The organism is Paenibacillus sabinae T27, assembly GCF_000612505.1.
Classification (GTDB): domain Bacteria; phylum Bacillota; class Bacilli; order Paenibacillales; family Paenibacillaceae; genus Paenibacillus_AQ; species Paenibacillus_AQ sabinae.
On record NZ_CP004078.1, the window covers coordinates 1,128,596 to 1,141,586 of the forward strand.

At 55.7% G+C, this 12,991-nt stretch carries 9 protein-coding genes; 5 read left to right on the forward strand and 4 right to left on the reverse strand.

What is annotated here, in order from left to right; translation table 11 throughout:
* Positions 1 to 100 precede the first annotated feature (100 nt).
* The 3 genes from gltB to PSAB_RS05055 all read left to right on the forward strand — a co-directional run bounded on the left by gltB (position 101) and on the right by PSAB_RS05055 (position 6,585).
* Positions 101 to 4,696, forward strand: a complete 4,596-nt coding sequence (gltB, locus tag PSAB_RS05045) for a glutamate synthase large subunit (RefSeq protein ID WP_025333489.1) — start codon at positions 101 to 103, stop codon at positions 4,694 to 4,696.
* A gap of 184 nt (positions 4,697 to 4,880) precedes the next feature.
* Positions 4,881 to 5,810, forward strand: a complete 930-nt coding sequence (locus PSAB_RS05050; protein WP_025333490.1) for an ABC transporter ATP-binding protein — start codon at positions 4,881 to 4,883, stop codon at positions 5,808 to 5,810.
* A gap of 61 nt (positions 5,811 to 5,871) precedes the next feature.
* Positions 5,872 to 6,585, forward strand: a complete 714-nt coding sequence (locus tag PSAB_RS05055; protein ID WP_420835630.1) for an ABC transporter permease — start codon at positions 5,872 to 5,874, stop codon at positions 6,583 to 6,585.
* 53 nt (positions 6,586 to 6,638) lie between these two features.
* Here PSAB_RS05055 and PSAB_RS05060 read toward each other — a convergent pair whose 3' ends face one another.
* Positions 6,639 to 7,082: a bactofilin family protein gene (locus PSAB_RS05060; protein WP_025333492.1), complete on the reverse strand. Its 444-nt coding sequence runs from the start codon at positions 7,080 to 7,082 to the stop codon at positions 6,639 to 6,641.
* 35 nt (positions 7,083 to 7,117) lie between these two features.
* Positions 7,118 to 8,368 (reverse strand): peptidoglycan DD-metalloendopeptidase family protein, encoded by a 1,251-nt coding sequence (locus tag PSAB_RS26060; RefSeq protein WP_025333493.1) that lies wholly within the window; start codon positions 8,366 to 8,368, stop codon positions 7,118 to 7,120.
* Between the two features lie 203 nt (positions 8,369 to 8,571).
* Here PSAB_RS26060 and cls point away from each other — a divergent pair, with 203 nt between their 5' ends.
* Complete coding sequence (gene cls, locus PSAB_RS05070) at positions 8,572 to 10,002, forward strand: cardiolipin synthase (RefSeq protein ID WP_025333494.1); 1,431 nt, start codon at positions 8,572 to 8,574, stop codon at positions 10,000 to 10,002.
* A gap of 125 nt (positions 10,003 to 10,127) precedes the next feature.
* Positions 10,128 to 11,036, forward strand: coding sequence for a YitT family protein (locus tag PSAB_RS05075; protein ID WP_025333495.1), 909 nt, complete (start codon positions 10,128 to 10,130; stop codon positions 11,034 to 11,036).
* Between the two features lie 95 nt (positions 11,037 to 11,131).
* Here PSAB_RS05075 and ligD read toward each other — a convergent pair whose 3' ends face one another.
* The gene (gene ligD, locus PSAB_RS05080) at positions 11,132 to 12,016 is read right to left on the reverse strand and encodes a non-homologous end-joining DNA ligase (RefSeq protein ID WP_025333496.1); all 885 of its coding nucleotides are present in this window, start codon (positions 12,014 to 12,016) and stop codon (positions 11,132 to 11,134) included.
* Between the two features lie 25 nt (positions 12,017 to 12,041).
* On the reverse strand, positions 12,042 to 12,986 hold the full coding sequence (locus tag PSAB_RS05085; protein ID WP_025333497.1) for an ATP-dependent DNA ligase: 945 nt from the start codon (positions 12,984 to 12,986) through the stop codon (positions 12,042 to 12,044).
* Positions 12,987 to 12,991: the final 5 nt, after the last annotated feature.

Genomic DNA, 12,991 nt, shown 5'->3' on the forward strand with positions numbered 1-12,991 from the left:
TAAATTGCGCTCATGTAAGGTCGATGATAAAATAATATAACCAATCTGCGTTGAATAATTATTAATAATGCCCCACTTTATTATAGAAAGGTTGCGTAAGATGAGACACACAGAACTGCCCCCTAAACAGGGCCTTTACGATCCCCAGTTCGAGAAAGATGCCTGCGGTATGGGCTTTGTTGCCCATATTAAAGGAAAGCCCTCTCATGAGATTGTCAGCAACGCCTTAACCATGCTCGCCAATATGGAGCATCGCGGAGGCCAGGGAAGCGAGCCGAATTCCGGCGACGGCGCGGGCATTATGCTGCAAATTCCGCACCGGTTCTTCTCCGAAGAAGCGAAAGCGCTCGGGTTTGAACTGCCGGAGGCGGGCCGTTACGGTGTCGGTATGCTTTTTGTGTCTCATAACGAAAGCATCCGCACCGAGCATGAGCGCATCCTGAGCAACATTATCGCCGAAGAAGGGCAGACCGTGCTCGGCTTCCGTGAAGTTCCGACACGCGACGACATGCTGGGCAAGACGGCCAAGGCCGCCAAGCCTTATGTCCGTCAAGTATTTATCGGCCGGTCCGCTGATATTCAGGACGATCTTGCCTTTGAACGCAAACTGTACGTAATCCGCAAACGGGCGGAGCTCACAATCCGCTACGGCGGATTGGAAGAAGGAGACTCCTTCTATATTCCGAGCTTGTCCTGCCGCAAAATCGTTTATAAAGGAATGCTGACCACCGAGCAGGTGGGGCAGTTCTATCTTGATCTTCAGAACGAAAAGCTGGAATCGGCGATCGCGCTTGTCCACTCGCGTTTCAGCACGAATACGTTCCCAAGCTGGGAGCGCGCGCATCCGTACCGCTTCATGATCCACAACGGCGAAATCAACACGCTGCGCGGCAACGTGAACTGGATGCATGCACGGCAATCCCTGTTCAAGAGCGAAGTGTTCGGCGGCGATCTGGAGAAGATCAAGCCGGTTATCAACCCGGACGGTTCCGACACCGCGATGTTCGACAACACGTTCGAGTTCCTGTACCTGAGCGGACGTTCCCTGCCTCATGTGGCCATGATGATGGTTCCGGAGCCGTGGAGCAACCACGACAGCATGGACGAGAAGAAGAAGGCATTCTACGAATACCACAGCACCCTGATGGAGCCGTGGGACGGTCCGGCCGCCATGGGCTTCACCGACGGTGTGCAAATCGGCGCCATTCTTGACCGCAACGGGCTGCGGCCTTCACGCTACTATGTAACGAAGGACGATTTGATTATTCTGTCCTCCGAAGCGGGCGTACTGGATATCGCTCCGGAGAACGTGCTGTACAAGGACCGCCTGAGACCGGGCCGGATGCTGCTGGTCGACACGAAGGAAGGCCGGATTATTTCCGACGAAGAAGTGAAGGCGGCGATCGCTTCCGAGCGTCCGTACCGTGAATGGCTTGACGAGCATCTGATCGGCCTGAGCGAGCTTCCGGACGCTCCGGAGCTGCCGAATCCGAAGCATGACAACGTCCAGCAGCTGCAGCAGTCTTTCGGCTACACGTTCGAGGATCTGCGCAAGGTGCTTGAGCCGATGGCGTCAAGCGGCGCCGAAGCGGTCGGCTCCATGGGCTACGACGCTCCGCTGGCGGTGCTGTCCGACCGTCCGCAGCGGCTGTATAACTACTTTAAACAAATGTTCGCCCAGGTAACCAACCCGCCGATCGACGCGATTCGCGAAGAGCTGGTTACTTCGACGACAACGACAATCGGACCGGAGCGCAATCTGCTTAATCCAGAACCGGAAAGCTGTAGACAGATCGCGCTGGATACACCGATCCTGTCCAATGAAGACTTTGCCAAGATCCGTCACGTGCGCCGCGCCGGCTTCAAGTCGATGACCATTCCGATTCTGTTCCCGGCCGAGCTGGGAGCCGAAGGACTGCGCACCGCGCTTGACCGTCTGAGCGAAGCCGCCGACCGGGTAATCGACAAGGGGCACAATATTCTTATTCTGTCCGACCGCGGCGTAGACCGCGAGAATGCGGCTATTCCGGCTCTGTTGGCCGTATCGAGCCTGCATCACCATCTGATCCGTCAAGGCACGCGGACCAAAGTAACGATTCTGCTTGAATCCGGCGAGCCGCGCGAAGTGCATCACTATGCGCTTCTGCTTGGCTACGGCGTGAGCGCGGTCAATCCGTACCTGGCGTTCGAGAGCCTGGACGACATGATCGCCCAAGGTCTGCTGAGAGGCGTTTCGCATGAAAAAGCCGTGAAGAACTACATTAAAGCCGCGACTAAGAGCGTGGTCAAAATCCTATCCAAGATGGGGATTTCCACAATTCAGTCCTACCGTGGCGCCCAAATCTTCGAGGCGGTCGGCCTGAATTCCGAGTTCGTGGACCGCTACTTCACCTGGACGCCGTCCCGCATCGGCGGCATCGGTCTGGAAGAAGTGGCCGCGGAAGCGCTGGTGCATCATAACCGCGCCTTCTCCGATAAGGATGGCACGGATAAAGTGCTGGATTCCGGCGGCGAATACCAATGGCGCAGCGACGGAGAGGATCATCTGTTCAACCCGCAGACGATTCATCTGCTTCAGCATTCCGTCCGCAGCGGCGATTACGATATGTACAAGAAATACTCCGCTCTGGTTCAGGGCGAGAGCAAGAAGCATCAGACGCTTCGTTCCCTGCTTGAATTCAAGCCGGTAGGAGAGGCTATTCCGCTGGAAGAAGTGGAACCGATCGAATCGATCATGAAACGCTTCAAGACCGGCGCCATGTCCTTCGGCTCGATCAGTAAGGAAGCGCACGAGACGCTGGCGATTGCGATGAACCGCATCGGCGGCAAGAGTAATACCGGCGAAGGCGGGGAAGATCCGGCGCGCTTTACTCCGGACGCCAATGGCGATTCCCGCCGCAGTGCGATCAAGCAGGTCGCATCCGGCCGGTTCGGCGTAACGTCGAACTACCTGGTGAACGCCGACGAGATTCAAATCAAGATGGCGCAGGGCGCGAAGCCGGGCGAAGGCGGACAGCTTCCGGGACGCAAGGTGTATCCTTGGGTTGCCGAGGTTCGCGGTTCCACGGCGGGCGTGGGTCTGATCTCTCCGCCTCCTCACCATGATATTTACTCGATCGAGGATTTGGCGGAGCTGATTTACGACCTGAAGAACGCCAATCCGCGCGCAAGCATCAACGTGAAGCTCGTATCCGAGGTTGGTGTCGGAACGATCGCTGCTGGTGTAGCGAAAGGCCGCGCCGACGTCATCCTGATCAGCGGTTACGACGGAGGCACCGGCGCGTCGCCGATGAACTCCATCCGCCATGCGGGTCTTCCGTGGGAACTGGGTCTTGCCGAGACGCATCAGACGCTGATGCTGAACAATCTGCGCGACCGGATCGTGCTGGAAGCCGACGGCAAAATGCTAAGCGGCCGCGACTTGGCGGTGGCTGCGCTGCTGGGCGCCGAAGAGTTCGGATTTGCCACCGCTCCGCTGGTGGCTGTGGGCTGCATTATGATGCGTGTCTGCCAAATGGACACTTGTCCGGTCGGCGTCGCAACGCAGAATCCGGATCTGCGCAAGAACTTTGCAGGCGATCCGCAGCATGTCGTTAACTTTATGACATTCGTCGCCCAGGATCTGCGCGAAATTATGGCGAGCCTCGGCTTCCGCACCATTGAAGAAATGGTCGGACGCACGGACTGCCTGGATGCGGTTCAGGCTTCGTATCATTGGAAGAAGAAGGGCGTCGACCTCAGCGGATTGCTGCATACGCCAGAGCTGCCTGAAGGCAGCACGCGTTACAACACCAAGAAGCAGAACCATGGCCTGGAAGAGACGCTGGACGTATCCAAGCTGCTCTCTCTTGCAGCTCCGGCGCTCGAGAACGGAACGGTTGTGGAGGCATCCCTGCCGATTACGAACGTTAACCGCGCCGTCGGTACGATTCTCGGCAGCGAATTGACGCGCAAATACGGCGCAGCCGGCTTGCCGGATGACACGATTCGCCTGCACTTCACAGGATCTGCCGGACAAAGCCTTGGGGCATTCATGCCGAAGGGTATCACCATTACGGTTGAGGGCGACACGAACGACTACATCGGTAAAGGCCTCTCCGGAGGCAAGCTGATCGTCAAGCCGTCTCCGAAAGCGACGTTTGTCGCCGAGGAGAACATCATTGTCGGCAACACGGGATTCTACGGAGCGACAAGCGGTGAAGCTTACATCAGCGGTATTGCCGGCGAACGCTTCGCAGTCCGCAACTCCGGTGCCAAGGTTGTCGTTGAAGGCGTGGGCGACCACGGCTGTGAATACATGACCGGCGGACGCGTCGTTGTCCTTGGCGAAACCGGACGCAACTTCGCGGCGGGGATGTCGGGCGGTATCGCCTATGTATTCGATCCCGATAATTCGTTCATCAACCGCTGCAACCTGGAAATGGTTCTGCTGGAGCGCGTGGAGGAGAGCGAAGAGATCGAAGATCTGCACGGCATGATCGTCCGCCATACGGAGCTGACGGGCAGTGCGCTCGGCCAGCGTGTGCTGGACAATTGGCAGGATAACCTGCCGAAATTCGCCCGCGTTATTCCGAAGGATTACAAACGGATGATGGACCAAATCCGCAAGGTTGAGGAAACCGGCCTTACCGGCGAAGCCGCAATGATGGCCGCTTTTGAAGCGAACATGCGAGAATTGGCACGGGTTGGCGGTTAATAATAAAGCTAATATTTTTGAAATAACGCATTGCAGGCGGCAGTTCGGAGCGAGTCTCCGAGCTGCCGCTTTTTGTTTACCAATAAGAGGTTCAAAAAAAATTGCAGTATTTTTGCGTCCTGCGTCGTCTAACCTAATATAGGGAATTTTTGCAAAATCATAAGGAAAGGATGTGTGCAATCGAATGACGGAAAATAGAGCGGTTCAGCAGCCGGTCGCCCGGCTTCTCGGTGTAACCAAACAGATCGGCAGCAAAACGCTGGTCAACGATTTGACGCTCGATATCCCGGCGGGACAGATCTTCGGCTTTCTCGGTCCGAACGGCGCGGGCAAGACAACGACGATCCGAATGATGGTCGGGCTGATCTCGATCAGCAAGGGAGACATTACGATTGGCGGAAGAAGCATAAGGACGAATTTTGAAGAGGCGGTAGCGCAGGTCGGCGCGATTGTGGAAAATCCGGAAATGTACAAATTTTTGACCGGGTACCAGAATTTACGCCAGTATGCGCGTATGGTCAGCGGAGTTACCAAGCAGCGCATTGATGAGGTCGTACGGCTTGTTGGACTGAACAATCGGATTCATGACAAAGTGAAGAGCTATTCGCTTGGCATGCGCCAGCGTCTTGGAGTGGCCCAGGCCTTGCTTCACCGCCCCAAACTGCTGATTCTGGACGAACCGACCAACGGGCTTGATCCGCAAGGTATCCGCGAGCTGCGCGACTACCTGCGAAGACTGTGCCGGGAAGAAGGGACCAGCGTCTTTGTCTCCAGTCACTTGCTCTCCGAAATGGAACTGATGTGCGACAGCGTGGCGGTCATTCAGAACGGCAAACTGGTGGATGTGCGTCAGCTCAAATCTGTGGGAGAAGCTGAAGCAGGGCCGCTGAGCAGGGAGATTTTGTTCGAAGTGAACGACCCGGGAGCGGCACATGCGCTTATCGGCGGAACCGTGGAGGCTGAAGGCCTTGTCGTAAGAGCTCTCCGGAGCGATATCCCCGGATTGAACGAGCGACTGGTTGGCGGTGGAATTCAAGTATTCGGCATAAAAGAAGTGGTCGTTTCGCTTGAAGACCAATTCCTGAAGATGACGGGAGGTGAAGGCATTGAGTAGTTTTTCGTCGCTTGTACATAACGAGAATATTAAAATATACAGACGCATCCGTACCTGGATCATGCTGTTTCTGCTCGTTGTCTTGAGCATCCTGATGCCGGTGCTCATATACGTTACCAGCGAACCGCAGTACCGGCCGGGCATGTGGAACAGCTTTCAAATGACGCTCAGCGCCATGTTTTTCTTGAATACGATTTTTACCGTTGTTATCGCTTCGGATGCCGTCGCGGGCGAATTCTCATGGGGGACGATCAAGCTGCTGCTGATCCGGCCCTGGAGCAGATCGAAGATCCTGCTGTCAAAATATGTGGCGATGGTGCTGTTCAGCATTCTCACGACGGTACTGCTAGCGGTTTGTGCGTTCGGTGCATCCCGCATCCTGTTCCCGACTGAAGGAGCGTCCACGCTGGTCGGCAGCTGGAGTCAGGGAACCTACAGTTTGCTGGATATCGGCTGCCGGTATATCGAGTTGTTCCTGACCGCGGCGATTGCCTTCATGGTTTCCAGCGTGTTCCGCGCAAGCGGGCTGGCGATCGGCTTGTCGCTGTTTATTATGTTCGCCAAGGATGTATTTACCGCCATTTTCAGTCCCGAGCGTTATGAATGGGCGAAGTACCTGCTGTTTACCCACATGAACCTGAGCTCATATCTGGTTTCCGACCAAGGACCTGGAGGCGTGACCCTTGGCTTCTCCATTGCGGTGCTAGCTATTTATTATGCCGTATTTCTGCTGTTGTCCTGGGTCGTGTTCAGCCGCAGAGACGTCGCCGGGTGACCGGAAAAATAAACAAGAAACCACAGGCCTGCCCCGCCACCTTTGAGGTATGGCTAGGATGCGTGCCCGTCCTGTTCATAATCATGTTCCGCATTCGCGGCGCATTCTGAGGTCCATATCGAACCGTTCGCTCCTTCGGGAGCGGGCGGTTCTTCCATTTCGACCAGCCCGTTCAGGACGCCGCCTTCCATAATGGACAGCTTGCCGGCGGCCGCGCTGCCGTGCAGACTGCCTGTCGAGGTCAGAGTCAAACCGTGCTTCGCAGTGACATCCCCGAATACTTTGCCGGCGATAATCACCTCAGCGGCCGTAATGCTAGCATGGACACGTCCCTGCTCGCCGATCGTCAAGGTGCCCCCGCAGCGGATTTCTCCCGTAAACCCGCCGTCGATGCGCAGATTGGTGTCGCATTGAACCTTTCCTTCCAGGTTTCCTCCATGGCCAAACAGCGAATCTGTCTGCAGGGCTGGCCGTCCTTTTCCTTTTTTATTCCACATGCTTCATTCCTCCATTTCCTCTTTGCGGTTGATGTTCATTTCGGATGGACATAGGACAAAGGGTTCACGGTCTTGTTCTGCTTGCTGACTTGGAAATGCAGATGCGGGCCGGTGCTTCTTCCGGTGCTGCCGACCTGTCCGATTCGTTGGCCTTTGACGACCTTGTCTCCGGCGGATACCGCCAAGCTGCTGAGATGCATGTAAGAGGTCTTTAGCCCGTTCTCATGGTCAATCACGATGTAATTGCCGCGGGCAGGAGACCGTTCGGCGGCCATCACGGTTCCGCCCTGAGCGGCAAACACGAAATCGCCGGTCTCGGCCGCAATGTCGATCCCGGCATGAAAAGAAGAACTTCCTTTAAAGGGATCGGAGCGGTAGCCAAAGCTGGAGGAGACGACCCGGGAGGAGGTGGGCCACAGGAAAGCCTTCGTCAGGTTCGCGCTATCACGAAGCGTCTGACGCTGGAGATCGGCCTCCGCTTGCTGGGCGTCCAGAACCGTTTGGGAAAGGCTGTGGATCATCTCTTCGAGCATGCCGCCGATCTCCGTAAGCTCGTCTTTGGTCTCCCGGATGGTACCGATCTGCCCGTAGGAAGCTACATATTCTCCGCCAACCCGTAAGGAGGGGGTATCCAGGATGGCGGCTGTAAAAGCTCCAATTCGGATGGTGATCGCCGAAGGAGAAGCAGAGCTAACAGACGCCGCGAATGGAGGCTTTTTTACGGTACCTCCGTCAGTAGCGAGCGCGATTCGTTTATCAGAGCTGTCCGAAATGACGTCAAAACCGGTTTTCATTCCGGATACGGCGCCATCAGCCGATAAGGCAGCCGTATCCAGGGCCGCTTCGCGTTTGTCCGGATCAGGAACCGCTTTAGCCCCCGTTTTCTTCGCGGCCGGTTCTTTGTCTGAAGCTCCTTCCTTTTGCCGGTCTATGAGGTCCTGCAGCTCCTGTTCCAGCGCATCTACGCTTTTGAGCTGCTCCTTGATTGCTTGGGCTTCTTTCGAGAGAGCGGCGGCTTCGCTTTGAACTTGTCGCAGCGTTTGATCCTTATCCGCGATCTTGGCTTCCAGACGAACATTTTGCGAGGACAGGGCGGCGGCTTCCGCTTCAAGCTCCTGTACGGAGCGGGAGGCATGGTAATGCATGGAACTGATCAGACTGGACAGAGACAGAACGGCGGCGGCCGGCAAGGCCATCGCCATCGGCCTGGATAGCTGAAGCTGTCTGACCGGACGCCCGGCATCCCGGACGACGAGAAGGGTAATCTTATCCGATCGGCTTTTCATAACATCTCCTTCCTGCGCCCGGACGAATAACGCTTGCATCCGGAAGCTTGGCTGTTCAAGTTGTCCATATAACTCTATGTATTCCGGTCTGGACGGGTTCATGACATGCGAATGATTGAATAATGCGGGGATTTTTGGCAAAACCTGTACTGATGCAGCTCAAACGCTCTGTCGCGAACGACAGCAAAGGAGGCTTGGACGGTATGAAAATATTCGCTGCACTGCTGTGCTTGTTTATTGTCCAAATCATTGGGATTCTGTTACTTGAATATCGCCGTCCCCAGAGAGCAGTCGCCTGGCTTGCTCTGCTCTTTTGCTGTCCGCCGCTCGGGCTGCTGATTTATTGGGCTATGGGCCGGGACTATAGAATGAACCGGAAGCTTAAAGGCCGGGAAGCCGAAACACGCCGCGGACTCCACAGGCACGCTGAAGATCGGAGCCAGGCCGTAACCAGCGCGGAGGATACAGGAAACCCGGAGCTGACCGGGCGCTCGGAGCTGCTGCGTCTGCTGTCGGGACTGACTGAAAGTCCGGTTACCGGCAGAAACATGACCCGGATTCTGGTTAACGCGGATGAAACGTACGATTCGATGCTTGAAGCGATGGAGGCCGCGTCCGAGCACATCCATCTGGAGGTTTATATTTATCAAGATGACGAAACCGGGGAGAAATTCCAAGATGTCATGATCCGCAAAGCCCGGCAGGGCGTAAAAGTGCGCTTGCTGCTCGATGGACTGGGCTGCCGCAAGCTGAGCCGCCGCTTTGTGCGGTCGTTATCTGCAGCCGGGGTCGAGGTGCACCGGTTTCTGCCGCCGCTCGCGTCGCTGCCCGCCGGACGCTTCAATTACCGTAACCACCGTAAAATCCTTATCGTCGATGGTCTGGTTGGCTTTACCGGCGGAATCAATATCGGCGATGAATATCTGGGCAAAGACCCGAAAATGGGATTTTGGCGTGACACCCATCTGAGGCTGGAGGGCGACGCCGTCTACTTTATTCAGCATATTTTCCTGAAAGACTGGCGGCTCGCCTCCGGTGAGCGTTTGAGCCATCCGCGCCTGTTCCCTGTCCATGCCTGCGAAGGCAAGGAGGCGGTTCAAATCATCGGCAGCAGTCCGGGCGCAGCTATTGACGCCTCAGAGGCTATGATTTTTGGAGCACTAAGCGCCGCAGAGAAGCGGATTTGGATCGAGACCCCTTATTTTATCCCGGACCCGGCCATTTTGCGGGCGTTAAAAACAGCTGTTCTAAGGGGGGCGGATGTGCGGATTATCATTCCGGATAAACCCGACCACCCGTTTGTTTACAACGCCTCTCTTTCGTATGTGGAGGATTTGCTGGATGCGGGCGTGAAGTTTTACCGCTACCACAAGGGTTTCATGCATGCGAAGATATGGATCGCCGATGGCCTGATGGCCTCGGTCGGGAGCGTTAATCAGGATATGCGGAGCTTCTATTCCAATTTCGAGCTGTCCGCCGTGCTGCTTCATCCGAAACGAATCGAAGAGCTGGCTGGCCAGTTTCAGCGCGATCTGGAAGAGAGCGAAGCGATGGATATGAATGGCTTTGGCAAAAGGGGAAAAGCCGCCCGGGCCAAGGAAGAAGTTTGCCGCCTGCTTTCTCCGCTTCTGTGAAAGAAAAACTGACAGGAGATCCCTGATAACGGGGGTTATTTGGCCTGTCCATTCATTATCGGGTATCCCAATGTGATATAATATAAGGACTACCTAAAAAATACGGCAAAGACAGGGGGAGTTCTATGGGCACGAGTCCACAAATTCTAGTTAAAGAGGAACCGAATAAGCCCCAGAAATCCGGGACAGCCAAGACAGCCAGACTGGCTCAGCGTACCGTGATGATGGTGATCGGAGCAGGCATGATGGCCGTAGCGCTTGAAATTTTCCTCGTTCCGAATCAGATGGTCGATGGCGGCATAACCGGCATTTCGATTATGCTGTCGCATATTTTTGATATTCCCCTCGGCATTTTGCTAACCCTTCTCAACCTTCCTTTTCTTATCGTCGGCTATAAGCAAATCGGCAAGACATTCGCGTTGTCCACATTGTTTGCGGTCGTCGTAATGTCGATTGGTACACAGCTGCTGCATCCCGTGCAGCCGATTACGGTCGAGCCGCTGCTTGCGGCGGTATTTGGCGGCGTGATTCTCGGGGTCGGCGTTGGTCTTGTGGTACGTTACGGCGGATCGCTGGACGGTACGGAAATTGTGGCGATTCTGGTTGCCAAGAAGCTGCCTTTTTCCGTAGGCGAAGTCGTGATGTTCTTTAATCTGTTTATTTTGACGGGAGCGGGCTTTGTATTCGGTTGGAATAACGCCATGTTCTCGCTGATTGCCTACTACATTGCTTTCAAAATGATCGATGTTACCCTCGAAGGTCTGGACCAATCGAAGTCGGTCTGGATTATAAGCGACAAGTACCGCGATATCGGCGAAGCGCTGACGGAGCGGCTAGGCCGGGGTGTCACTTACCTGCAGGGAGAGGGCGGATTTTCGGGCGAGGACAAGAAAGTGATATTCGTCGTGATTACCCGGCTTGAAGAGGCCAAAATGAAGGCAATCGTTGAAGATTGGGATTCCGATGCGTTTGTCGCGGTCGGCAATATCCATGATGTCAAGGGCGGACGCTTTAAAAAGAAATCCATCCACTAGAACTTTTAATATAACAAAAACCACATTCCAAAACCTCCGCTTCGCAGCTGCGAAAGACGGAGGTTTTGCCTTTAACGGCCCTGAACAACGATTCGCTACCGAAGGCCGGCGATGACAAGCTCAATCGGCTGCGGGGGCAATTGCTCGATCAGATCCCCCATGACGCGCAGACGTTCTTCAATATTCAGTAGATGGAATTCCTCAGGGGAGACGTTCCTGATAACCTCGTCCCAAGTAAGCGGCGTCGATACGGTCGCCAGCGGGCGGGCACGGGGGGTATAGGGGGCGGCCAGCGTTTTGCCGCGGTAATGCTGGAGGTAATCGAAGTAGATTTTGTCGCCACGCTGTTTCTTCAGCCGCTCCAGTGTGAACAGCCCGGGATGCTTCTCGGTAACATAACGGCCGACCAGATGCCCGACCTTCCGAAGCTCGTCAAACGTAACTCCCTGCTTGATCGGCACAATAATCTGCACTCCGGTCGCTCCCGACGTCTTCGGAACCGAGGAGAGCCCGAGGGATTTCAGCACCTCACCGACAATCGCCGTCGCTTCCATAATCCGGGGCTCCACCTCGCGGGATGGATCAAGGTCGATCATCCATTCGCAAGGAAGGCTGCTTCCGGCGTAATGAAGCGAAGGATGGAACTCCAGCGCGGCCAGATTGCCGAGCCAGAGCAGCCCCGGAAGCCCGTCCAGTGAAATATAGTTAATGTCTTCGTGTATAACGGTGCGGATAAAGGGCGGCAGCGGTTCAGGCGCGTTCTTTTGATAAAAGGACTTGCCCTCCACTCCATGAGGGTAGCGGATCACTGTCAGGAGCCGGTTCCTCAAATAGCGGAGCAGATAGGGCGAAAGGGCGGCAAGCTTCTCCAAATAGATGCGCTTGGTGATACTCTGTTCCGGCCACAGCGGCTTGTCGGGATTGGTAATGGTGACCGATTGTCCTTCGATCGTAATGGAGCCTTTGATGGCGGCTGGCATTCGGCATTCCTCCAAAAATGAATAATTAGCGCTTCGGGAGCCGGCACTCCGATGGAGAGAGATTAAGCCTGGCTTGAATGCTGGGGTGGCGCAGCGTGCCGGAATCGGTCCACTCCAGAAAATGGATCTTGAATACCAGCTCCGGACGAATCCAGAAGGCTCCTTTGACCCGCTGCGGAAGCGAAGCGAACGGCATGTCCTCTGCAGCGAGACGGTGTGACAGTGCGGTTAACTCCCGCCAGTCCCTTACCGTCATTTTCCCTGTGCCTGCATGTCCGATATAATGCAGACGCCCGTCATCGCCATATAGCCCAAGCAGCACGGCATTGACCGTGCCGTCCCGGAAGGTGACGCCTCCCGCGACGGCATTGAGATCGGAAATGATTTTGCATTTGAGCCAGCGCTTGTCTTTCCCGCCCGGCGAGTAGACGCTGTTCACATCCTTGCAAACAATGCCTTCAAGCCCTTGTGCGCGAGCGGCCGCGAGCAGCGCGGTGGGATCGTTGTAGCTCGGCACGGCCTGCACATGCGGATGGGGCCGAAGCATTTCCTCAAGTAGGTTCCGGCGCTCCAAGAACGGCCGATCCAGTGTCCACACCCCGTTGCAGTATAAAATATCAAATACCATATACAAAATGGGAATTTGCCGGACCGTCGCAGCGATGGCCGATTCTTTCCTTAGGCTGTCGCGGCGCATCACTTCGTGAAAAGAGGGCTTTCCTTCGCAAAGCGCGATAACCTCGCCGTCCAGGATGGCGGAACCCGCTTTACAGTAGCTCTCCGCTGCGGCGATTTCCGGGTATTGCTTGGTCCGATAATTTTGGCGCCGGTTAATCAGCTCGGTGGAGCTTCCGTCGTAATAGGAAAGCATGCGGACGCCGTCCCATTTAATCTGGGCGATCCACTGGTCTCCGGCAGGCGGCCGGTCTGCGATGACCGGCTCAAACGGAACGATGGGCGTCAGTTTCATCGCCG

Excerpts from the sequence above, each read along its gene's own strand:
- PSAB_RS26060 (WP_025333493.1), bottom strand. The coding sequence starts at position 8,368 with ATGAAAAGCCGATCGGATAAGATTACCCTTCTCGTCGTCCGGGATGCC.
- PSAB_RS05055 (WP_420835630.1), top strand. The coding sequence starts at position 5,872 with ATGCTGTTTCTGCTCGTTGTCTTGAGCATCCTGATGCCGGTGCTCATA.
- gltB (WP_025333489.1), top strand. The coding sequence starts at position 101 with ATGAGACACACAGAACTGCCCCCTAAACAGGGCCTTTACGATCCCCAG.
- PSAB_RS05075 (WP_025333495.1), top strand. The coding sequence starts at position 10,128 with ATGGGCACGAGTCCACAAATTCTAGTTAAAGAGGAACCGAATAAGCCC.
- PSAB_RS05050 (WP_025333490.1), top strand. The coding sequence starts at position 4,881 with ATGACGGAAAATAGAGCGGTTCAGCAGCCGGTCGCCCGGCTTCTCGGT.
- PSAB_RS05085 (WP_025333497.1), bottom strand. The coding sequence starts at position 12,986 with ATGAAACTGACGCCCATCGTTCCGTTTGAGCCGGTCATCGCAGACCGG.
- ligD (WP_025333496.1), bottom strand. The coding sequence starts at position 12,016 with ATGCCAGCCGCCATCAAAGGCTCCATTACGATCGAAGGACAATCGGTC.
- cls (WP_025333494.1), top strand. The coding sequence starts at position 8,572 with ATGAAAATATTCGCTGCACTGCTGTGCTTGTTTATTGTCCAAATCATT.
- PSAB_RS05060 (WP_025333492.1), bottom strand. The coding sequence starts at position 7,082 with ATGTGGAATAAAAAAGGAAAAGGACGGCCAGCCCTGCAGACAGATTCG.